The sequence below is a fragment of the Pseudonocardia adelaidensis genome (genome assembly GCF_039543345.1).
GTDB lineage: Bacteria > Actinomycetota > Actinomycetes > Mycobacteriales > Pseudonocardiaceae > Pseudonocardia > Pseudonocardia adelaidensis.
Genome location: NZ_BAABJO010000007.1, coordinates 195408 through 216993, shown reverse-complemented (window position 1 = coordinate 216993; position 21586 = coordinate 195408). Strand labels below are relative to the sequence as shown.

At 74.5% G+C, this 21586-nt stretch carries 18 protein-coding genes; 7 read left to right on the top strand and 11 right to left on the bottom strand.

Going from position 1 to position 21586, the window contains the following annotated elements; all coding sequences use genetic code 11:
* Positions 1-14: 14 nt before the first annotated feature.
* A complete protein-coding gene (locus tag ABEA81_RS11630; protein ID WP_425570510.1) occupies positions 15-1433 on the bottom strand; it encodes a vWA domain-containing protein in 1419 nt (472 codons plus the stop codon).
* Between the two features lie 38 nt (positions 1434-1471).
* Between ABEA81_RS11630 and ABEA81_RS11625 the strand changes: the two genes are divergently transcribed.
* Positions 1472-2209 (top strand): MBL fold metallo-hydrolase, encoded by a 738-nt coding sequence (locus ABEA81_RS11625; RefSeq protein WP_345604976.1) that lies wholly within the window; start codon positions 1472-1474, stop codon positions 2207-2209.
* A gap of 102 nt (positions 2210-2311) precedes the next feature.
* The gene (gene add / locus ABEA81_RS11620) at positions 2312-3295 is read left to right on the top strand and encodes an adenosine deaminase (RefSeq protein WP_345604975.1); all 984 of its coding nucleotides are present in this window, start codon (positions 2312-2314) and stop codon (positions 3293-3295) included.
* A 210-nt stretch (positions 3296-3505) separates the two neighbouring features.
* On the opposite strand, the gene ABEA81_RS11615 is transcribed toward add, so the two are convergent.
* Genes ABEA81_RS11615 through ABEA81_RS11605 form a run of 3 tightly spaced genes read right to left on the bottom strand, consistent with a single transcriptional unit; the run spans position 3506 to position 5883 of the window.
* Entirely contained in the window at positions 3506-4375 is an 870-nt protein-coding gene (locus tag ABEA81_RS11615) for an AAA family ATPase (protein WP_345605058.1), read from the bottom strand.
* Between the two features lie 38 nt (positions 4376-4413).
* Positions 4414-4587 carry a hypothetical protein gene (locus ABEA81_RS11610; protein WP_345604974.1) on the bottom strand — a complete coding sequence of 58 codons (174 nt, stop codon included), beginning with the start codon at positions 4585-4587 and terminating at the stop codon, positions 4414-4416.
* Between the two features lie 48 nt (positions 4588-4635).
* The gene (locus ABEA81_RS11605) at positions 4636-5883 is read right to left on the bottom strand and encodes an MFS transporter (protein ID WP_345604973.1); all 1248 of its coding nucleotides are present in this window, start codon (positions 5881-5883) and stop codon (positions 4636-4638) included.
* 279 nt (positions 5884-6162) lie between these two features.
* On the opposite strand from ABEA81_RS11605, the gene ABEA81_RS11600 reads away from it, so the two are divergent.
* The gene (locus ABEA81_RS11600; RefSeq protein WP_345604971.1) at positions 6163-8250 is read left to right on the top strand and encodes a RecQ family ATP-dependent DNA helicase; all 2088 of its coding nucleotides are present in this window, start codon (positions 6163-6165) and stop codon (positions 8248-8250) included.
* 128 nt (positions 8251-8378) lie between these two features.
* Positions 8379-9080, top strand: coding sequence for a YdcF family protein (locus ABEA81_RS11595; RefSeq protein WP_345604970.1), 702 nt, complete (start codon positions 8379-8381; stop codon positions 9078-9080).
* 135 nt (positions 9081-9215) lie between these two features.
* Here ABEA81_RS11595 and ABEA81_RS11590 read toward each other — a convergent pair whose 3' ends face one another.
* A complete protein-coding gene (locus tag ABEA81_RS11590; RefSeq protein ID WP_345604969.1) occupies positions 9216-9923 on the bottom strand; it encodes a GntR family transcriptional regulator in 708 nt (235 codons plus the stop codon).
* Positions 9924-10000: 77 nt separating this feature from the next.
* Between ABEA81_RS11590 and manD the strand changes: the two genes are divergently transcribed.
* Genes manD through ABEA81_RS11575 form a run of 3 tightly spaced genes read left to right on the top strand, consistent with a single transcriptional unit; the run spans position 10001 to position 13615 of the window.
* Positions 10001-11212: a D-mannonate dehydratase ManD gene (manD, locus tag ABEA81_RS11585; protein WP_345604968.1), complete on the top strand. Its 1212-nt coding sequence runs from the start codon at positions 10001-10003 to the stop codon at positions 11210-11212.
* Positions 11213-11222: 10 nt separating this feature from the next.
* The gene (locus ABEA81_RS11580; RefSeq protein WP_345604967.1) at positions 11223-12578 is read left to right on the top strand and encodes an MFS transporter; all 1356 of its coding nucleotides are present in this window, start codon (positions 11223-11225) and stop codon (positions 12576-12578) included.
* The gene (locus tag ABEA81_RS11575; protein ID WP_345604965.1) at positions 12575-13615 is read left to right on the top strand and encodes an L-idonate 5-dehydrogenase; all 1041 of its coding nucleotides are present in this window, start codon (positions 12575-12577) and stop codon (positions 13613-13615) included. The genes ABEA81_RS11580 and ABEA81_RS11575 overlap by 4 nt, the downstream gene beginning before the upstream one ends.
* Positions 13616-13629: 14 nt before the next feature.
* On the opposite strand, the gene fxlM is transcribed toward ABEA81_RS11575, so the two are convergent.
* From fxlM to ABEA81_RS11545, 6 genes are all read right to left on the bottom strand, one after another.
* Complete coding sequence (gene fxlM / locus ABEA81_RS11570) at positions 13630-14865, bottom strand: methyltransferase, FxLD system (protein WP_345604964.1); 1236 nt, start codon at positions 14863-14865, stop codon at positions 13630-13632.
* 38 nt (positions 14866-14903) lie between these two features.
* Complete coding sequence (gene proB / locus ABEA81_RS11565) at positions 14904-16028, bottom strand: glutamate 5-kinase (RefSeq protein ID WP_345604963.1); 1125 nt, start codon at positions 16026-16028, stop codon at positions 14904-14906.
* Positions 16029-16086: 58 nt separating this feature from the next.
* Positions 16087-17553 carry a GTPase ObgE gene (gene obgE / locus ABEA81_RS11560; RefSeq protein WP_345604961.1) on the bottom strand — a complete coding sequence of 489 codons (1467 nt, stop codon included), beginning with the start codon at positions 17551-17553 and terminating at the stop codon, positions 16087-16089.
* Positions 17554-17624: 71 nt separating this feature from the next.
* The gene (gene rpmA / locus ABEA81_RS11555) at positions 17625-17879 is read right to left on the bottom strand and encodes a 50S ribosomal protein L27 (protein WP_345604959.1); all 255 of its coding nucleotides are present in this window, start codon (positions 17877-17879) and stop codon (positions 17625-17627) included.
* A gap of 27 nt (positions 17880-17906) precedes the next feature.
* Positions 17907-18215 carry a 50S ribosomal protein L21 gene (rplU, locus tag ABEA81_RS11550; RefSeq protein WP_345604958.1) on the bottom strand — a complete coding sequence of 103 codons (309 nt, stop codon included), beginning with the start codon at positions 18213-18215 and terminating at the stop codon, positions 17907-17909.
* A 114-nt stretch (positions 18216-18329) separates the two neighbouring features.
* Complete coding sequence (locus ABEA81_RS11545) at positions 18330-21407, bottom strand: translation initiation factor IF-2 N-terminal domain-containing protein (protein ID WP_345604957.1); 3078 nt, start codon at positions 21405-21407, stop codon at positions 18330-18332.
* Between the last annotated feature and the right edge of the window lie 179 nt (positions 21408-21586).

Below are 21586 nucleotides of genomic sequence, written 5' to 3'. Positions count from 1 at the left end.
TCTCGCCACCGCTGTCACACCGGCAGCAGGCCCTCCACCACGTCGGCGAGCTGGGCCGCCGTGCGGCACTCGTGCATCGGCAGCACGTCGGCGTAGCGCAGCGCGGCCGAGTCGCCGCTCCCCCACTGCCGCCGCGGCTCGGGGTTGAGCCAGTGCGCGTGCCGGGCCCGCCCGACCAGCCGCTTCAGCACCGTCAGGTTGGGCTCGCGGTAGTTGGTGCGGGCGTCCCCCAGCACGAGCAGGGACGTCTTCGGCCCGACGGCCTCACCCCAGTGCTCGGCGAAGCTGCCGAAGGAACCGCCGTAGTCGCTGTGCCCGTCGAACGTGACCAGCTCGGCCTCCCGCAGCACCCGCTGCATGACGCCGGAGAGCTCGGCTCCCGGTTCGAACAGGTGCGTGACCTCGTCGGCGCGCTCGACGAACGCGAACACCCGCACCTTGCTGAACTGCTCGCGCAGCGCCTGCACCAGCAACAGCGTGAAGTGGCTGAACCCGGCGACCGATCCGGACACGTCGCACAGCACCACCAGCTCCGGCCTGCCGGGCCTGCGGGTGCGGTAGGCCGGGCGCATCGGCACGCCACCGGTGGACATCGAGCGCCGCAACGTGCGCCGCATGTCCAGCTCGCCGCGCTTGGCGCGCCTGCGCCGCACCGCGAGGCGCGACGCCAGCCGCCGGGCGAGCGGGTGCACCGTGCGCCGCAGCCGGGCGAGCTGCTCGGCGTGCGCGGAGAGGAACTCGACCTGCTCGACCTGCGTCGGCACCGCGGAGCGCGCGACCTGCTCCCGGCCGCGGATCTCCGCGGTGCGCCTGCGGACCTCGTCGGTGACCATCCGGCGGAACGCGGCGATGCGGTCGCGGACCTCTCGGCGCAGCAACTCGTCGGTGAACCCCTCCTCCACGACGCCGGCACGCAGGTCGGCGACGATCTGCGCCAGCAGCGTCTCCGGGGAGAGCGCCCGCAGCGCCTGGTAGGCCGACCAGCCCGGCTGCGCCGCCGCACCGCGCACCCCGGTGCCGGACGCCCCGGAGCGCCCGAGCGCGTCGACCGCCGCCCTGGCCAGCTCGGCGAGGGCGGCGGTGTCGTCGTCGCGCAGCAGGTCGGCGAGCAGGGCGCGCAGCGCGTCGACGTCCACCCGGCCGTCGTCGACCCTGGGCACCTCCGCCGGGCGGGCCCCGGCCCCGAGCGCGGCCGGGAAGTACAGGTCGAAGAGCGGGTCGAAGACCTCCCGCTGCCCGGACCGGCGCAGCAGCGCGGCGGCGAGGCCTTCGCGCAGATGGGCGCGCTGGGTGAGGTCGAGTGCGGTGAGCACGCGCGCGGCGTCGACCGTCTCCCCCGGCCCCACCGACACCCCGCTGCGGCGCAGCGCGCCGACGAAGTCGACCAGGTGCCCGGGCAGGCCGTGCTCGGGAACGGTGAGCGCCGGCTCCACCCGCCCCATCATGCCCTCCCGCGTGGCAGGCTGCCGATGTGCAGATCGTCTACGTGGGCGGGCCGACGGCGTTGCTCGAGCTCGACGGGGTGCGGGTGCTGCTCGACCCCACCTTCGATCCACCGGGGACCTATCCGATCGGCGACCGGGTGCTCACGAAGACCGCGGGGCCTGCGGCGCAGCCGGGGGACGTCGGGCCGTTCGACGCGGTGCTGCTCTCCCACGACCAGCACCCCGACAACCTCGACGGCGCCGGCAGGGCGCTCCTCGCGTCCGCTCCGCTGGTGCTCTCCACCCGCTCCGCCGCCGAGCGGCTCGCCGGTGTCACCGCGCTGCCGAACTGGACCGACGCCGAGGTCGAGGGCCTCCGCGTCACCGGGGTGCCCGCCCAGCACGGGCCGGACGGCACGGAGCACCTCGTCGGTGAGGTCACGGGGTTCGTGCTGCACGGGTCGCAGCGGGTGTACGTGAGCGGGGACAACGCCTCGCTGGACGTCGTCCGGGAGGTGGGGCGCCGGTCGGGCCCGGTGGACGTGGCCGTCCTGTTCGCCGGCGGGGCGCGGACCCCGCGCGTCGACGGGTTCCTCACGCTGCCCAGCGATGCCGCCGTCGACGCGGCCCGGATCCTCGACGCGCGGCACGTCGTCGTGCTGCACGTCGAGCACTGGGCGCACTTCACCCAGGGGCCGGACTCGGTGCGGGAGGCGTTCGCCGCCGCGGGGCTCGCCGAGCGGCTCGTCCTCCCGCCCCCGGGTGAGCCGGTGACGCTCGGGTAGCGCGCCGGGTACCACGGCCGGCGTATCCCCACTTCCGGACGTTTCACGCATTATCGACACGAGTGTGCTCGACGACGTCTTCCACGGAAGGTCCACCATCTGATGCCCCGCGATCTCCGGCTGCTCCCGAAGGCCCACCTGCACCTGCACCTGGAGGGTGCGATGCGGCCCTCCACGCTGGCCGAGCTGGCCGCGCGCGCCGGAGTCGCCACCCCGCCGGTGCGGGGCTACACCTCGTTCGGCGAGTTCGGGTTGCAGTACCGGGCGGCGTCGGCGCTGATCGCGACCGAGGCCCAGCTGCGCCGCGTGGTCCGGGAAGTGGTCGACGACGCGGCCGACGACGGCGCGGTCTGGGTGGAGCCGCACTTCTACCCGCCGCGGTTCGCCGGGCAGCTCGGCTCGGCCGAGGCGGCGTTGGAGATCGTCATCGACGAGGGCGAGCGGGCGGCCGCCGCCCGCGGTATCGGGTGCGGGTGGGTCGTGTCGGCGCTGCGCGACGTCGAGCTGGCGCAGGCGGTGGAGCTGGCGACGCTGGCCGCGAAGTACGCCGGGGCCGGGGTGGTGGCGTTCGGGCTGGCCGCCGACGAGGCGCTGTTCCCGCCGGAGCCGTTCGCCGAGGCGTTCGGCATCGCCCGCGACGCCGGCCTGATCTGCGCCCCGCACGCGGGTGAGCTGGCCGGTCCGGCGAGCGTCTACGGGGCGCTGGACGCGCTGGGCGCGCAGCGGATCTGCCACGGGGTGCGGGCGGTCGAGGACCCGGCGCTGGTGGAGCGGCTGGCCGCCGAGGAGGTGGTGCTCGACGTCTGCCCGACCTCCAACGTGATGCTGGCCGTGGTGGCCTCGATCGAGGCGCACCCGCTCCCGGCGCTGCTCGAGGCGGGGGTGCGCTGCTCGCTCAACGCTGACGACCCGCTGCTGTTCGGGGCCGGCCTGCTCGCCGAGTACCAGCTGGTGCGCGACAGCATGGGCCTGACCGACGAACAGCTGGCCCAGCTGGCCCGCTCGAGCCTGGTCGGGTCCGGCGCCCCGCGCGAGCTCATGGCCGAGGCGGTGGACCAGGTGGAGGAGTGGCTCACGACGGCATGACCGGCGGACGAACGGTCCGGCGTCAGGACCCGCGCTCCGGCATCCGTGCGGTCCGCCGCTGTGGACCTCCGCCGATGACCGTGCAGTGACGCCCATGCCGAGACGACGTCGGAAGGCCGGCCCCCACTCGAGAGCAGCGTCGACCCCGGAGAGCGAGACGACGGCGAGCCGGTCTCCGGTTGGTTCTCGCCGCCCCCGCGACACCCGCTCTCAGTCGAGCCGCAGCTCCTTCGCCGCCCGGTCGGCGTCGGACCGGTGCTTGAGAACCACGCCGAGCGTGGCGCGGACCGCGTCGGCGTCGAGGGTGTCCAGGCCGAGCGCGAGCAGCGTGCGGCCCCAGTCGATGGTCTCGGCCACCGACGGCGACTTGCGCAGCTCCAGCCCGCGCAGGGTGCGGACCGTGCGCACCAGCGCGTCCACCAGCGCCTCCGGGAGCTCGGGCACGCGGCTCAGCACGATGCGCCGCTCGAGGTCGGCGTCCGGGAAGTCGAGGTGCAGGAACAGGCAGCGCCGCTTGAGCGCCTCGGACAGCTCGCGGGTGGAGTTCGACGTGAGCACCGCGAACGGCCGCCGGGACGCGCGCACGGTGCCCATCTCCGGCACGGTCACCTGGTAGTCGGAGAGCACCTCCAGCAGCATGCCCTCGACCTCGACGTCCGCCTTGTCGATCTCGTCGACCAGCAGGACCGTGGGCTCGGTGCGCCGGATCGCGGTGAGCAGCGGCCGGGGCAGCAGGAACTCCTCGGAGAACACGTCGTCGCGGGTCTCGTCCCATGACTCGCGCCCCTGCCCCGCGGTGATGCGCAGCAGCTGCTTGGCGTGGTTCCACTCGTAGAGCGCGCGGGCCTCGTCGATGCCCTCGTAGCACTGCAGGCGCACCAGGCCCGAGCCGGTGGTGTCGGCGACGGCCTTCGCCAGCTCGGTCTTGCCGACGCCCGCCGGGCCCTCGACGAGGAGCGGCTTGCCGAGCCGGTCGGCGAGGAAGACGGTGGTGGCGACGGCCGTGGACGCGAGGTAGCCGACGCGGGCAAGGCGCTCGGCGACCTCGTCGACCGAGCCGAAGAGCGCGGGCTGGGGCACATTCACCCGGCCATCGTGCCTTGCCGGGCGCCTGCCGGTCACGCCGCGCGACGCCCGCTCCACTCGTCGACGCCGAGGAAGAACACCCACTCCAGGTGCTCGGAACAGGCCGCCACCGTTCCGGAGCCGTCGTCCGAGGTCACCACGACGACGGCCTCTCTCGTGCAGCGGGTGCAACGCCGGACGGCGAACGGCCAGAAGGGGCTGCTCATGCCGACCGGTTTCCCCGTCCGGGTGACTCCACACGTCCGCGACGTCGCTCAGTCACGTTCACGTTCCCGCACCGCGCCGACGTCCCGGGTGGCCGCGACGAAGAGAGCGGTGACCGCCACCAGGGCCAGGCCGCTGACCCACAGCGGCGCGCGCAGGTCCAGCACGGCCGCCAGCCCGCCGCCCGCCAGCGCGCCGAGCGGCGCTGCCGTCATCGAGAGCGTCCGGCTCGCCGCGTTGACGCGGCCGAGCACGGCGGCCGGCACGAGCCGCTGGCGGATCGTCACGGACAGCACGTTCCACAGGGCGAACGAGAAGCTCGTGGTGCTGAGCACCACGGCGGCGAGCACCGGGGTGGGGAACGCCGCGAGCACGAGGTTGCCCACGGCGGCCACGGCGAGCGCGACGACCTGGAGGGTGCGCTGCGGGAACCGGCGCACGAGCGGCGCGGTGAGCATCGCACCGACGATCCCCCCGACGGCACCGCCCGCGAGGATCAGCCCGAACGCCGCCTCCGACGTGCCCATGGGGCCGACGGCGAGCAGGACGAGCAGCCCTTCCCAGGTCTGGGTGAAGAACGTGAGGCCCGCGCCGGTCAGGATGATCGTGCGGACGAACCGCGCGCCGAGCAGCCACCGCATCCCGTCCGCTGCCTCGCGCAGCACTCCGCTCACCCACCCCGCCGGCTCCGCCGGCCGACCGTCCCCCGCGCCGGGGGTGGACCGGCCCTCGACGACCGGTGCGGGCGTCCACAGCCCCGCGACGAGCACACCGGCGATGAGCAGGGCCGCCGCGCTCACCGCGAACGGCAGGGACGCCGCCGCGGCGAACATGAGGCCGCCGACGGCGGGCCCGACGAGGTCCTGCCCGAGCCGCTCCACGCTCACCAGCGCGCTGTTGGCCCGCTCCAGGTCCGCGTCCTCCACGACGCGCGGTATCAGCGACTGGCTCGCGTTGTCGTAGGCCGCCTCGCCGACGCCGAGCAGGAACGCCACGGCGTACAGGAGCAGCATCGACCGGACGTCGAGCAGGAGCGCGAGCGTGAGCAGGCCGAAGAGCACGCCGCGGGAGACGGCAGCCCAGAGCACGAAGAGCTCCGGCCTGCTGCGGTCGACGAGAGCGCCGATGGGCAGGCCGAGCAGCATCCACGGCACGTACGCGACCGCCGTGAGCCCGGCGACGAGCACGGCGTCCTGGGTGATCGCCGCGGCCAGCAGCGGCAGCGCGACCTGCCGGACGCCGTCGCCGAGGTTCGCCAGCCCGGACGCCGCGACGACCCGGCGGTAACCGATGATCATTTCCCCCGGAGGACCACCGGCATCCGCGCCCGTCGGGGCGCGGATGCCGGTGTGGCGGTTCCTAGCGGAACGTCACCCTCGTGCCCGTGAACGTGACCCTGGTGCCGAACGCCGGGACGGCGCTCTCCCAATCCTTGTTCATCGGACCCCCCAATCAGGGCCGAACCCCCGCCGGCCCCGTGATCCGAAGCTAGCAGCGGGGAGCGGTCATCGACAGGACGGGAACCGGACACTTCAGCCGCCGCGACGGCTGTCGGTGCCCTCGTCCACCATGGGCACATGACCTCCACCGTCACGTCGGATCTCCGCCAGCGCGCCGAAGCCGTGCTCGCCACGCTGGCGGGCCCGCAGGCCCGGCTCCGCGAGGACCAGTGGACGGCCATCCAGGCGCTCGTGGCCGAGCGCAGACGGGCGCTCGTCGTGCAGCGCACCGGGTGGGGCAAGTCGGCGGTCTACTTCGTGGCCACGGCGCTGCTGCGGGCCGACGGCGCCGGGCCCACGGTCATCGTCTCGCCGCTGCTCGCGCTCATGCGCAACCAGATCGACGCCGCCGCGCGCGCCGGCATCCACGCCGCCACCGTCAACTCCGCCAACACCTCCGACTGGGAACGCACCTACGCGGCCGTCGCGGCGGGCGAGGTCGACGTGCTGCTGGTGAGCCCGGAGCGGCTCAACAACCCGGACTTCCGCGACCGGGTGCTCCCGCGGCTCACCGCCACGGCCGGGATGCTCGTCGTCGACGAGGCCCACTGCGTGTCCGACTGGGGCCACGACTTCCGGCCCGACTACCGGCGGCTGCGGGCGCTCATCGCCGAGCTGCCCGCGGGCATCCCGGTCCTCGCCACCACGGCCACCGCCAACGACCGGGTGGTCGTCGACGTCACCGAGCAGCTCGGGCTGGGTTCCGGGGAGCCGCTGGTCCTGCGGGGTTCGCTCGACCGGGAGAGCCTGCGGCTGTCGGTCGTGCGGCTGGCCACGCCCGCGCAGCGGCTCGGCTGGCTCGCCGACCACCTCGACGCGCTGCCCGGCGCCGGCATCGTCTACACACTGACGGTGGGGGCCGCCGACGAGGTGGCCGACTTCCTGCGCGAGCGCGGCCACCCCGTCGCCTCCTACACGGGCAAGACGGACCCGGCGGAACGGCTCGCCGCCGAGTCCGACCTGCTCGAGAACCGCGTCAAGGCGCTCGTGGCCACCAGCGCGCTCGGGATGGGGTTCGACAAGCCCGATCTCGGTTTCGTCGTGCACCTCGGGGCGCCCGCGTCGCCCGTGGCGTACTACCAGCAGATCGGCCGTGCGGGCCGCGCCGTCGAGCGGGCCGAGGTCGTGCTGCTGCCCGGCCGGGAGGACCGCGACATCTGGGCCTACTTCGCCTCGCTCGCGTTCCCGGCGGAGCCTCTCGTGCGCCAGACGCTCGCGGTGCTCGGTGACGAGCCACTGTCCACCGCGGCCGTCGAGACGCGCGTCGACCTGTCCCGCACCCGCCTGGAGATGCTGCTCAAGGTGCTCGACAGCGACGGCGCCGTGCGCCGCGTCAAGGGCGGGTGGGTGGCCACCGGCGAGGAGTGGGTCTACGACCGGGAACGCCACCACCGCATCGCCGAGGCGCGCCGCGCCGAGCAGCAGGCGATGCTCGACTACATCGACACCGCGGGCTGCCGCATGCAGTTCCTGCGGCAGCAGCTCGACGACCCGGCCGCCGAGCCGTGCGGCCGCTGCGACACCTGCACCACCCCCGCCTGGAGCACCGACGTCGACGCGGGTGCCGCCGCGGCGGCGCAGGAGCGGATCAGCCGGCCGGGCGTCGAGGTCGCACCCCGCAAGCAGTGGCCCAGCGGCATGGCCGAGCTGGGCGTCCCCGCGTCGGGCCGGATCCCCGCGGCCGAGCTGGCCGCGCCGGGCCGGGTGATCGGGCGCCTGTCCGACATCGGGTGGGGCACCCGGCTGCGCGAGCTCGTCGGTGGCGACGACGCGCCGGTTCCCGGTGACGTGCTCGACGCGTGCGTGCGCGTGCTCGCCGGGTGGGGCTGGGCGGGGCGCCCGGTGGGCGTCGTCGGCATCGGCTCCCGCACCCGGCCCCACCAGCTCGAGCACCTGGCCCGCCGGATCGCCGAGATCGGGCGCCTCCCCCTGCTCGGCACCCTCACCCCCAGCGGCCCGCGGCCCGAGGAACACTCCAACAGCGCGCAGCGGCTCGCGGCGGTCTGGTCCGCGTTCGAGCCGCCGGCGTTCCCGGTGCCCGACGGCCCGGTCCTGCTGGTCGACGACGTGATCGACAGCGGCTGGACGGCCACCGTCGCGGCCCGGCTGCTCCGCCACGCCGGCGTCTCCGCGGTGCTGCCGTTCGCGCTGGCGCAGCGCGGCTGAGACCCGAGCCGCCCGTCGCTCGCACAGCTACCGTGGTGCCGGCACACCAACTGCAGTTCGTGCGTGAGCGCCGAGTTCGGTGTGTGACGAGCCGTGCTGACGCCTGATCGACGCTGAGGACCTACGACTTGGGACAGCCGGGCCGCGCCATCACTGCCCGGGAGCGCGACGACGCGCTCCTGCTCTGGCACTACCTGCGCCTCGACCACGCGCTGCGCCCCTGCGATGCTGCCGTCGGCCTGGGCAGCCACGACCTGGGCGTCGCCACGCACGCCGCCGAGCTCTACCACCGCGGCATGTTCCCAGTGATCGTCTTCACCGGCGGGTCCAGCCCGACCACCCGCGACCGCTTCCCCCGCGGCGAGGCGGTGCACTACCGCGAGCACGCACTCGCCCTCGGCGTGCCCGCTGCGGCCGTTCTCGTCGACCCCGACGCGACGAACACCGGCGCGAACATCGTCAACTCCCGCGCGCTCCTCGCGGCGGCCGGGCGGCGGCCCGCGTCCGTCCTGCTGATCTCCAAGCCCTACGCCGAACGGCGCAGCCACGCCACGGCGACGCGGCTCTGGCCGGAGGTCGAGGTGCTCTGCAGCTCGACGCCCCTGGACTACGGGCCCTACGTCCGCAGCATCGGCGACGAGCGCCTCGTCATCGGCATGATGGTCGGCGAGTTGCAGCGGATCATCGAGTACCCGGCACGCGGCTTCACCCTCCCGCAGGACGTACCCGCCGAGGTCGCGGCCGCGGGCGACCGCCTCCGTTCCGCGGGTTTCGTGAGCCGGGCGGTCGGGGCGTCCGCCGGGAGCGACGGCCGGCCGAGCCGGATGTGACACCGGGCTCGGACCGGATGGGCCGTCGCCGACGCGATGATCGCTGGGACCGTGACACGAGCCGCAGCGGCGCGGTTCGTGTCACGCTGGGGCCGATCACGGCCTCTCCCGCGAGCTGTAGCGGCCGACGAGGTGCTACTCCCACACCACCACGTTGCGCCGCACCGGCACGGAGTCGCGGTTGCCCGCGAAGAGCTCCGGCGAGCGATGCCGGATGCGCTCGACGTCGTCGAAGACCGCGCGCAGGTGGGCGCGCATGGCCTTCCGGGCCGCGGTGACGTCACCGGCGAGCACGGCGTCGAGGATCTCCTCGTGCTGGGCGGTGAAGGCGGGCGGTGCGGTGGCCTGCAGGCCGAGCCTGCGGGCGCGGTCGAGGTGCCCCTTCGCCGAGACGACCGTGGCCCACGCGTTGCCGTGCCCGGCCAGGCGCAGCAGCGCGTGGTGGAACGCCTCGTCGAGCGCGAAGAACTCCTCGACGTCGAGGCCGCGGCGCCGTTGCGCGGCGAGGTTCTCGCGCAGCTCGCGCACCATGTCCGGGTCGAGCTCGGTGGGCAGGTCCTCGAGTGAGGCGAGCTCGACGGCCTCGCGGAGGAACTGCGCATCTGCCACCCGGGCCGGGTCGACCCGCGAGACGAACGACCCGACCTGCGGGAAGACCTGTACGAGGCCCTCCTCGGCGAGCAGGATCAGGCTCTCGCGCACCGGCGTGCGGCTGACGCCGAGCTGGGCGGCGAGCTCGTTCTCCGACAGCGCGGAACCCGGCGGGAACTCGAGGGTCAGGACCTTGCGCCGCAGCGTCTCGTAGACCGTTCTGCGGCTGGTCCGCCGGGTCGGCTGCGCCACCGCGCCAGCCTATCCGCCCTTGCACCGCCTCCGCGACATCTGCTTGTATACCAGTACTGCGCGACAAGGAGGTTGGGGTGAGCCGGATCGAACGGGCCGAGGTGTTCGTCGCCTCCCCGGGGCGCAACTTCGTGACGCTGCGGATCACGACCTCCGACGGGGTGACCGGCCTCGGGGATGCCACCCTGAACGGCCGCGAGCTGGCCGTCGCCGCCTACCTGCGCGAGCACGTCGTGCCGCTGCTCATCGGGCGCGACCCGGCCCGCATCGAGGACATGTGGCAGTACCTCTACAAGGGCGTCTACTGGCGGCGCGGGCCCGTCACGATGACGGCGATCTCGGCCGTCGACACCGCGCTGTGGGACATCAAGGGCAAGGTCGCCGGACTGCCGGTGTACCAGCTGCTCGGCGGCCGATCGCGCGCGGGCGTCACGGTGTACGCGCACGCCAGCGGCTCGGACGTGCCCTCGCTGCTCGACGACGTCGAGCGCTTCCTCGAGCTCGGCTACCGCGCGGTGCGCGCCCAGGCCGCGGTGCCCGACGTCGCCGGCACCTACGGCGTGCGCAAGGGCGAAGGGATCTACGAACCGGCCTCGACCGCGCTGCCCGACGAACAGCCCTGGGACACCGAGGCCTACCTCGGCTTCGCCCCGACCTACCTGGAGGCGGTGCGGGAGCGCTTCGGGTTCGGCTTCCACCTGCTGCACGACGTGCACCACCGGCTCACCCCGATCGAGGCCGCGCGGTTCGGCAAGCGCGTGGAGGCGTGCCGGCTGTTCTGGATGGAGGACCCGACGCCCGCGGAGAACCAGGAGGCGTTCCGGCTCATCCGGCAGCACACCACCACCCCGATCGCCGTCGGGGAGGTGCTCAACTCGATCTGGGACGTCCAACAGCTGATCACCGAGCAGCTGATCGACTACGTCCGCACGACGGTCGTGCACGCGGGCGGCATCACCCACCTGCGGCGGATCTTCGACCTCGCCGCGCTCTACCAGGTGCGCACCGGGTCGCACGGCGCCACCGACCTCTCCCCGATCACGCTCGCCGCCGCGGTGCACCTGGACACCGCGGTGCCCAACTTCGGCATCCAGGAGTACATGCCGCACGCCCCGGAGACGATGGACGTCTTCCGCTCCGGCGTGCGGTTCGCCGACGGCATGCTCGTCCCGTCCGAGGAGCCCGGCCTGGGCGTCGAGTACGACGCCGAGGCCGCAGCCCGGTTCCCCTACGAACCGCGCTATCTACCCGTCGCCCGCCGCCTCGACGGCTCCGTGCACGACTGGTGAGGAGATCATCATGACCGAGAGCACGACGGCGGGCCCCGCCACCCGGACGACCCGCGACCTGGCCAAGGCCGCCACGTCCGGCTGGCTCGGCACGGCGATGGAGTTCATGGACTTCCAGCTGTACTCGCTGGCGGCCGCCATCGTCTTCAACGAGCTCTTCTTCCCCGACGTCAGCCCGGCGCTCGGGCTGATCGCAGCAATGGCGACCTACGGCGTCGGGTACGTCGCCCGGCTCGCCGGCGCGATCTACTTCGGCCGGATGGGCGACCGCATCGGGCGCAAGCGGGTGCTGTACCTGACGATCCTGCTGATGGGCGCCTCCACCACGCTGATCGGCGCCCTGCCGACGTTCGCGCAGATCGGCATCCTCGCGCCGATCCTGCTGGTCGTGCTGCGGCTGATCCAGGGCTTCGGGGCGGGCGCGGAGATCGCGGGCGCCACCGTGATGCTCGTCGAGTACGCCCCGGTGCGGCGCCGCGGCCTCATCGCGTCGCTGGTGTCGCTCGGCACGAACTCCGGCACGCTCGCCGCGTCCGCGCTCTGGGCGTTCCTGCTGGCGGCACTGTCCGAGGAGCAGCTGCTGTCGTGGGGCTGGCGCATCCCGTTCCTGCTCAGCTTCGTGCTGATGGTCTTCGCGGTGTGGCTGCGCCGGAGCCTCAAGGAGAGCCCGGTGTTCGAGGAGCGCCCCGACGTCGTGGACGGTCGGGCCCTCAGCCGCACCGAGGTGGAAAGCGGCAGCGTCCTGGAGGAGGGCCTGCGCCAGCGCAAGGGCAAGGCGTTCTTCCTCGCGCTGGGCCTGCGGTTCGGCCAGGCCGGGAACTCGGGGCTCGTCCAGACGTTCCTCGTCGGCTACATCGCCAGCACGCTGCTCGTCGACCGCTCGGTCCCGACCGACGCCATCGTGTACGGCTCGCTGCTGGGCTTCGCGACCGTGCCGGTCGTGGGCCTGCTCGGCGACCGGTTCGGTCGCCGCCCGATGTACGTCGCGCTGTCGGTGCTCACCGTCGTGCTCGCCTTCCCGCTGATGCTGATGATCACCAGCGGCAGCACCGTCGCGCTGGTGCTCGGCATGGTCCTCGCCCTGAACATCGGTGTTCTCGGGCTCTTCTCGCTGGAGAGCGTCACGATGGCCGAGCTCTTCGGCGCCCGCACCCGGTTCACCCAGCTCGCGCTGACCAAGGAGATCGGCGGGATCCTCGCCACCGCGATCGGGCCCGTCGTCGCGGCCACCCTCACGGCGGTCACCGGCAGCTGGTGGCCGATCGCGGCCATGCTCGTGGCCTACTCCGTGATCACGCTCGGCGCCACCGTGCTCTCGCCCGAGACGCGCGGGCGGGACCTCGTCCAGCTGGAGGACGCGGCGTGAGGGCGGTGGTCGTGCACGCGGCGGGCGACGTCCGGGTCGACGAGCGCCCGGACCCCCGACCCGGGCCGGGCGAGGTGCTGCTCGCGATGGAGTGGGGCGGCGTCTGCGGCTCCGACATCTCCTACTTCCGCCACGGCGCCACCGGCACCGCGGTGCTGCGCCACCCGCTCGTGCTCGGGCACGAGGTGGCCGGGCGGGTCGCCGCGGTCGGCCCGGGCGTCGACGGGATCGCCGAGGGTGACGCCGCCACCGTCCACCCCGCCACGACCGTCGGCGACGCGCGGCTGCCGGACCGGCTGGCGGGCCGCACCAACCTGCACCCGTGCGTGCGCTACTTCGGGTCCGCGGCGTTCGATCCGCACACCGACGGCGGGTTCAGCGAGTACCGGGTGGTCCGCGCCGACCAGGTGCGGTCCCTGCCCGACGGCGTCAGCACCGAGCACGGCGCGCTGGCCGAGCCGCTCGGTGTCGCGCTGCACGCCGTGCACCGGGCGGGCGACGTCCGCGGGAAGACGGTGCTGGTGAACGGGGCCGGGCCGATCGGCTCGCTCGTGGTGGCGGCCGCGAAGCACCGGGGCGCGGCCGCCGTCGTGGCCTCCGACGTCGCCGCGCCCGCCCTCGCGGTGGCCGCGGCGATCGGCGCCGACACCACCGTCGACCTCACCACGTCCGCGCTCCCCGACGACGTCGAGGTGGTGATCGAGGCGTCCGGCGCGGCGGCGGCCATCGGGCCCGTGCTGCGGGCCACCGCCCGTGGCGGCACGCTCGTACAGGTCGGCAACCTGCCCGGGAGCGCCGTGCCGGCCGTGCTGGGGGACCTCGTGACCCGCGAGATCACCTGGGTGGGGTCCTACCGGTTCGTCGACGAGATCGACGACGCGCTGCGCGCCATGCGCGACGGCCTCGACGTCTCCCCCGTGATCACGCACCGCTTCCCCCTGAGCCGAGCCGCGGAGGCGCTCGGGGTCGCGGCCGACCGCACGACCGGGAGCAGCAAGGTCCTCCTCGACCTGAGAACCAGCACTCCGGCTCCATAGGCCTCAGAACAGCACTACGGCTCCACAACGCTGGATGCGGGGCTCTCGGCCAGCACCCTGCAGTGCCTCTTCACGATCACCTGCGGGGCGGGCAACGTCGGGGCGTCCACCCCTGCCGGCACCACCGTCAGGCGCCAGTCGGCGGCGCCGGGGCGGCCGGCCCCGGCCCAGCCGTCCAGCGCGGCGAGCATCCGGGCGCCCAGCGCGGCGCCTCCCGGACCGAACTCGCGCACGGCCACCGCCACCGGGCCGGGCCCCGGCGGCTCGGCCGCCACCACCGCGGCGAGCCCCGGCACATCGGCCGGGTCAGCCAACGCCACCGTCCCGCCCGTGGAGCCCAACCGCAGCAGGTCGTCCGGCAGCACCGTCTCGGGTTCCACGGCCAGGAGCCGGCACGCGCCCGGCTCGGTCAGCGCGAGCCACAGCCCGAAGCCGTCCCAGACGTCCACCGCACCCAGCGGCACCGGCGCGGCGCGGCGCTCCCGCGGATCGGCGAGCGCACGGGCGACCTCCTCCAGGTCCGGCTCCGGTGCGTCGTCCGGGGTCTGGAGCGCGACTCCCAGGCCGTCGAGCAACCGGCTCGCGTCGACGCCTGCGGCCGCGCCGCGCAGCCGGATGAACGCGCAGCTGCGCACCGAGTCGCAGCGCAGCACGCCGTCCGGGCCCAGGTCGAGCGCGACGGACAGCTGGCTGCCCCGCACCGCCAGCGGCAGCAGCAGGCGTCCGCCCGGTGCGAGCTGCGCCACCCACTCGGGCCGCACGTCGTCGCTGCCCACGGTGAGCACGATCCGGTCGTACGGGGCGCCGGGCGGGTGGCCGTGGGCGCCGTCGGCCGCCACCAGATCGACGCCGAGCACGCCCGCCGAGGCCAGGTGCACCGCGGCCCGGTCGACGAGCTCCTCGTCGATGTCGACGGCGGTGACCGAACCGGCCGGACCGACGATCCGGGACATCAGAGCGGCGTTGTAGCCCGTACCGGCCCCGATCTCCAGCACCCGGTGGCCGGGCCGCAGGCCCAGCTGCTCGAGCATGATCGCCATCATCGAGGGCTGGGACGCCGAGCTCGTGGCCACGCCCTCGGTGAACTGCACGGCCACCGCCTCGTCGGCGTAGGCGTCCGCGGCGGGGAGGCCCGGCAGGAACAGGTGACGCGGGACGGCGCGGAACGCCTCCTCCACGGCGGCCGACCGCACCCGGCCGGCCCCGCGCAGGGCGTCGACCATCCGGTTACGGGCCCGCTCGACGTCCACAGCGGCGAGTCTGGTGCCCCGGACGGGCAGCCGACAACTCAGGGACCGCTCATCGGCACCAGGTCATCGGCGTGCACGACCTCGCGGCGTTGCTCCGGCGCGAGATCACGGGTGCGCTTGCCGATGAGCTCGGGCAGCTCGGCGGCGTCGAAACCCACGACCCCACGTGCGACGACCACGCCGTACGGCCCCACGAGGTCGACGACGTCACCCGCGACGAAGTCGCCCGAGATGCCGTGGATGCCGGCCGCGAGCAGCGAGCGCCTGCGGTCGATCACCGCGGTCACGGCGCCCGCGTCCAGGTCGAGCGCGCCGCGCACGTCGGCGGCGTGGCGCAGCCAGAACCGGCGCGCCGACATCCGCCTGCCCGACGGGCGGAACGCGGTGCCGACCTTCGGGCCCGCCTCCGCCCCGTCGAGCGCCGCGCCGACGTCCTCGGCCGCGGCGAGCAACACCGGGATGCCCGCCGCGGCGGCCATCGCCGCCGCCGTGATCTTGGTGGCCATGCCGCCGGTGCCGAGCGAGTCGGCCCGGGCGCTCGCCACCTGCACCGCCTCCAGGTCGGCCGGGGCCTCCACCTCGGACAGCAGCCGGGAGCCGGGGAGGCGCGGATCACCGTCGTAGAGGCCGTCGACGTCGGAGAGCAGCACCAGTCCCTCGGCGCCGATCAGGTGCGCCACGAGCGCGGCGAGCCGGTCGTTGTCGCCCACCCGGATCTCGTCGGTGGCCACCGTGTCGTTCTCGTTGACGACCGGCAGGACGCCGAGCCCGAGCAGCCGCTCGAGCGTGCGCTGGGCGTTGCGGTAGTGCGACCGGCGGATCATGTCGTCGGCGGTGAGCAGCACCTGCCCGATCGGCTGCGCGTGCCTGCCGAACGCGGTGGCGTACGCCTCCGCGAGCAGCAGCTGCCCCACGGCCGCTGCCGCCTGCTGCGTGGCGAGGTCCCGGGGGCGGCGGGTCAGGCCGAGCGGCGCGAGCCCGGCCGCGATCGCCCCGGACGAGACGAGCACCACCTGGCTCCCGCGCTCCCGGCGCGCGGCGAGGGCGTCGACGAGCGCCTGCAGCCGCGCCGGGTCGAGGCCGCCGTCGAGGCTGGTGAGCGAGGAGGAACCGACCTTGACGACGATCCGCCGCGCCGCGGCCAGCTGTGCCCGGGCGCTCACGGCCGCGCTCCTCCCCCGCCCCCGTACGCCGGCACCGGCCGACCGACCCGCGACCGCATCACTCGTCCTCGTCCTCCGCGGCCCACAGCTCGTCGTCCGAGTGGTGCCTGCGACGCTCCGCCTTCGCCGCCTTGCGCTGGGCCGCCGTCACCCTGGTGGACCGCTCCACCCGGGCGTCGGTGCCGCGGCCGGACATCATCACGGCCACCCCGGACGGGGTGCTCGGCTCCCAGTCGAACGTGACGTCGCCGATCGTGACCGGGCAGCCCGGCTCCGCGCCTGCCTCGGCGAGTGCGTCCTCGACGCCGAGGCGGGCGAGGCGATCCCCGAGGTAGCCCACGGCCTCGTCGTTGTCGAAGGCGGTCTGCCGGATCCAGCGTTCGGGCCGGGCGCCACGCACGATGAACCCGCCGGGCAGCTCGGGGTCGGGCTCGACGGTGAAGCCCGCGTCGTCCACCGCCTGCGGGCGCAGCACGACCCGCGTGGGCTCGGCCACCGGCTGCGCCGCGCGGTGGGCGCGGACCTGCTCGGCCATCGCGAAGGTGAGCTCCCGCAGCCCCGCCCGGGACGCGGTGGAGATCGCGAACACGGGCCAGCCGTACCGCCCTTCGAGATCGGCCTTGACCAGCTCGGCCATCTCGGCGGCGTCCGGCACGTCGACCTTGTTGAGCGCGACCAGCCGGGGCCGGTCGGCGAGCTCCCCGCCGAGCGCGGGCGTGTACCGGGCCAGCTCCTCCTCCAGCGCCTGCACGTCCGAGACCGGGTCGCGGCCCGGCTCGTACGTGGCGCAGTCGACGACGTGCACGAGCACCGAGCAACGCTCGATGTGACGCAGGAAGTCCAGCCCGAGGCCCCGCCCCTCCGACGCACCCGGGATGAGCCCCGGCACGTCGGCGACGGTGAACACGTCCTCCCCTGCCGTGACCACCCCGAGCTGGGGCACGAGCGTGGTGAACGGGTAGTCGGCGACCTTCGGGCGCGCCGCCGACAGCGCCGCGACCAGCGACGACTTCCCGGCCGACGGGAAACCGACGAGCCCGACGTCGGCCATCGAGCGCAGCTCGAGCACCAGGTCGCGGCTCTCCCCGGGCTCCCCGAGCAGGGCGAACCCGGGGGCCTTGCGGGCCGCCGAGGCCAGCGCGGCGTTGCCGAGCCCGCCGCGGCCACCCTCGGCGGCGACGAAGCGGGTGCCCGCCCCGACCAGGTCGGCGATGATCTCACCCCGGCCGTCGAACACGACGGTGCCGTCGGGGACGCGCAGCTCCAGGTCGTCGGCGTTGGCCCCGGCCTTGAACCCGCCCTGGCCCTGCTTGCCGTTGCGGGCCCTCGCGTGCGGGCGGTGGTGGAAGTCGAGCAGCGTGTGCACCCCGGGGTCGACCACCAGCACGACGGACCCGCCGCGGCCCCCGTTGCCGCCGTCGGGGCCGCCCAGCGGCTTGAACTTCTCCCGGTGCACGGAGGCGCAGCCGTTGCCGCCCGCGCCCGCCGTGGCGTGAATCACCACGCGGTCCACGAACTTCGCCATCGACTCTCCTCACACGACAACGGCGGGCCACCCCCGGGGCGGCCCGCCGTTGACAGGTTCTACTGCAGGCCTCAGGCCTGCGGCACCACGTTGACGACCTTGCGGCCCTTCGCGTAGCCGAACTCGACCGAGCCCTCGACCAGCGCGAACAGCGTGTCGTCGCCGCCCCGGCCGACGCCGAGACCCGGGTGGAACTTGGTTCCGCGCTGGCGGACGAGGATCTCGCCCGCGTTGACGGCCTGGCCGCCGAAGCGCTTCACGCCGAGGCGCTGTGCGTTGGAGTCGCGACCGTTGCGCGAGCTGGACGCACCCTTCTTGTGAGCCATGGTGGCGTCCTCCTTAGTAGTGAAATGTCACAGCGAAATCCCGGTGACCTGCAGCCTGGTGAGCGGCTGCCGGTGACCCTGCCGCTTGTGGTACCCGGTCTTGTTCTTGAACTTGTGGATGCGGATCTTGGGGCCCTTGGTGTGCTCGACCACCGTGGCCGTGACCGACGCGGCCGCGAGCGCGGCGGCGTCGGTGGTGACGTCGTCGCCGTCGACGAGGAGCACGGCCGGCAGGGCCACCTCGGCGCCGGGCTCGCCGTCGATCTTCTCGACGGTGACCACGTCGTCGACGGCCACCTTGTACTGCTTACCGCCGGTCTTGACGATCGCGTACATCGACGCACTGCTCCTGAAGCTCGGGGGTCGTATCACAGGAAATCCTGCGCGGGCCGCGACTGCTTCTCAGGGCGGCGCTGATTTCCCAGGATACCGGACGGGTTCGGGGGCCGGTCATGCCGGGTCTCCCCCGGGCTCGCCGGCCGGGGGGCCCGCGGGCCGGGACGCCGCCCTGCGGGCCCGGCGGGGCCGGGCGGCGGGGACGGGCTCGGGCTGCGGCGGCACGGACACCGGCGGCACGGACGCCGCCGCTGCGGTGGGTGCCGCGGCGGGCTCCGCCGGGCTCGGCACCGTGACCACGGTGGCGACGGGCGCGTCACCCGCGGTGGCGCTGGGCGCGCCCGCGGTGCGCGCGACGCGGCCGCGGCGGCGACGCGGCCGTTCCTCCGCCGCCTCATCGGCCTCGGCCGGCCCGGAGGTCGCCGGCTCGCCGGCCGCCTGTTCGCTGCCCGCCTGGTCGCTGCTCGTGCGTTCGGGGACGTCCGCATCGGCCTGCGTGACCGCGACCGAGCGTTCGACGACCACCTCCTCGACCGCGTCGGCCGCGACGTCCACCGGGCCGGCCGCGGGCGAGGTCTCCACGACGCCGCGGCGCGAGCTGCGCCGGATCCGCCTGCCGACCGGAGCCGCGGGCTCGGCGGCGGCGGGCTCGGCGGCGGGCGCCTCCGGCGACACCGGCGGTGCCGGGTCGAGCACCGCGGGGGTGACGACCGGGGCGGGCGCACCGACGTCGACCGAGGCGTCGGTGGTGGCGGTCCCGGTGGCCACAGCGGCCGTGGCCGCCTCGGCGGGGCTGCCGTTGCGGGTGCCGTGCCCGTTGGCGGCCACGGGCTCGGCCTTGCGCACGTCGTGACCGTTGCGGTCATCGCCCTCCCGGCGACCGCGGCCGCGGGGGCGGCGCCCGTCCCGTTCCCGTTCGGGCCGGTCGAGGCGCTCCTGGCGGCCGCCGGCCGTGACCGGCTCGGCGTTGACGATCACGCCGCGCCCGCGGCAGTGCTCGCACGGGGTGGAGAAGTGCTCCAGCAGCCCGCCGCCGACCCGCTTGCGGGTCATCTGGACGAGCCCGAGCGAGGTGACCTCGGCCACCTGGTGGCGCGTGCGGTCGCGGGCGAGGCACTCGGTGAGCCTGCGCAGCACGAGGTCGCGGTTGGCCTCGAGCACCATGTCGATGAAGTCGATCACGATGATGCCGCCGATGTCGCGCAGCCTCAGCTGCCGGACGATCTCCTCGGCCGCCTCGAGGTTGTTGCGGGTGACCGTCTCCTCGAGGTTGCCACCGGACCCGGTGAACTTGCCGGTGTTGACGTCGATGACGGTCATGGCCTCGGTGCGGTCGATCACCAGCGTGCCGCCGGAGGGCAGCCACACCTTGCGGTCGAGCGCCTTGAGCAGCTGGTCGTCGATGCGGTACTCGGCGAACGCGTCGTTCGGCCCGACGTGGCGGTGCAGCCGGTCGGCGAGCTCGGGCGCCACGTGCCCGACGTAGTTGGACAGGGTGTCCCACGCGTCGTCACCCTCGACGATCAGGCGGGAGAAGTCCTCGTTGAACTGGTCGCGCACGACCTTGATGAGCAGGTCGGGCTCCTCGTAGAGCAGCGTGGGCGCCTTGGGCTTGTTCGGCCCGCTGGCCTCCGCCTTGCCCTTCACGACCTCCCACTGGGCCTGCAGCCTGCGGACGTCGCGCTCGAGGGCCTCCTGGCTCACGCCCTCCGAGGCGGTGCGGATGATCACCCCGGCCTCGCTGGGGACGATCTCCTTGAGCATGTCCTTGAGCCGCTTGCGCTCGACGTCGGGCAGCTTGCGGCTGATCCCGGCGGCGCCGCCGCTCGGCACGTAGACGAGGAACCGGCCGGCCAGGCTGATCTGGGTGGTGAGCCGGGCACCCTTGTGCCCGATGGGGTCCTTCGTGACCTGGACGAGCACGCTGTCGCCGCTCGCGAGCGCCTGCTCGATGCGGCGCTGCTTGCCGCCGAGCCCTGCGGCGTCCCAGTCGACCTCGCCCGCGTAGAGCACGGCGTTGCGGCCGCGGCCGATGTCGACGAACGCGGCCTCCATGCTGGGCAGCACGTTCTGGACGCGGCCGAGGTAGATGTTGCCGACCAGCGACTTGCCGGTGCTGCTGTCGCGCCCGCCGGTGCTGTTGACGAAGTGCTCGACGAGGACGTCGTCCTCGAGCACCGCGATCTCGACGCGGTCGCCGCGCTCGCGCACCACCATCGAGCGGTCCACCGACTCGCGCCGGGCCAGGAACTCGGCCTCCGACAGGATCGGCGCCCGCCTGCGCCCGGCGTCGCGCCCGTCGCGGCGGCGCTGGCGCTTGGCCTCCAGCCGCGTGGAGCCCCGCACGCTCTGCACGCCGTCGCCCTCGTCCTCGCGGGCCTCGCGGGCCTCGCGCGGCGTCCGCACCCTGGTGACCGTGTTGGGCGGGTCGGCCTCGTCACCGGTGTCGGCCGCGTCGTCGCCCGAGCCGCGGCGGCGACGGCGGCGCCTGCGCCTGCGCGACGTGGCACCCTCGCCGTCGCCCTGGGTGTCGTCCTGCTCGCCCTCGTCGTCGGGTTCGTCCTCGGTGTCGGCCTCGGACTCGTCGTCCTCGCCGTTCTCCCCGGACTCGCCGGTGGTGTCCTCGGCGGTCTCGTCGTCGGTGCCGTCCGCGCCCCGGCCCCGGCCGCGACCGCGGCGACCGCGGCGCCTGCGCCTGCGTCCGGTGCCGTCGTCGGAGTCGTCGCCGTCGTCCTCGGCGGCCGCGGGGGCGGCGTCGGCGCTCTCGGCCTCCTGCGCCTCTGCGGGCCGCTCGACCGGCTCGGGCTCCGCGCGCTTGCGGCTCGCCCGGGTGGGGGCCTGGAACAGCGGGGTGGGCGGGGCGAACACCGGCGCCAGCGCGGCACCGGACTCGGCGGCCGACGCGTCCTGCTCCGGCTCGCCCGCGTCCTGCGCAGCCGCCTCCCGGGTGGCGGGCTGCTCCTCCCGGGACTCGAGCGTGGCGGCCACCTGCTCGGCCACCTTCCGGTCGACGCTGGACTGGGCGCTGCGCACCTCGACGCCCAGCGAAGCCAGCGCCGCGAGCACTTCGCGGCTGGTACGGGCGAGCCTTCTGGCGAGCGCGTGCACCCGCATCCTCTCAGGGAGATCGTCCGGGGCGGGTACGGTGACGGGCCCGCCGGGCGTACCGGCGGGCGATTCGGTATTCGACATCCAGCTCCTCCGCCCCCGGGCGCCTCCGTGTGGAGGCGGCCGCACAGGGGCCACGTGCAGTTCTTTCTCGCCGCGCTGCGCGACGAGCAATCCTCTGGTCTCGCTCCGCCCCGGGAGGCGGTACTCCTCGACGGCGAGCCGGTGGCCGGTCGCCCTGTGCGGGCACCGGTGCACCCGGT

Bases quoted from the DNA above. Each gene is read 5' to 3' on its own strand.
- ABEA81_RS11600 (WP_345604971.1), top strand. From the start codon at position 6,163: ATGACCTCCACCGTCACGTCGGATCTCCGCCAGCGCGCCGAAGCCGTG.
- ABEA81_RS11580 (WP_345604967.1), top strand. From the start codon at position 11,223: ATGACCGAGAGCACGACGGCGGGCCCCGCCACCCGGACGACCCGCGAC.
- ABEA81_RS11605 (WP_345604973.1), bottom strand. From the start codon at position 5,883: ATGATCATCGGTTACCGCCGGGTCGTCGCGGCGTCCGGGCTGGCGAAC.
- rpmA (WP_345604959.1), bottom strand. From the start codon at position 17,879: ATGGCTCACAAGAAGGGTGCGTCCAGCTCGCGCAACGGTCGCGACTCC.
- ABEA81_RS11610 (WP_345604974.1), bottom strand. From the start codon at position 4,587: ATGAGCAGCCCCTTCTGGCCGTTCGCCGTCCGGCGTTGCACCCGCTGC.
- add (WP_345604975.1), top strand. From the start codon at position 2,312: ATGCCCCGCGATCTCCGGCTGCTCCCGAAGGCCCACCTGCACCTGCAC.
- rplU (WP_345604958.1), bottom strand. From the start codon at position 18,215: ATGTACGCGATCGTCAAGACCGGCGGTAAGCAGTACAAGGTGGCCGTC.
- ABEA81_RS11545 (WP_345604957.1), bottom strand. From the start codon at position 21,407: ATGTCGAATACCGAATCGCCCGCCGGTACGCCCGGCGGGCCCGTCACC.
- obgE (WP_345604961.1), bottom strand. From the start codon at position 17,553: ATGGCGAAGTTCGTGGACCGCGTGGTGATTCACGCCACGGCGGGCGCG.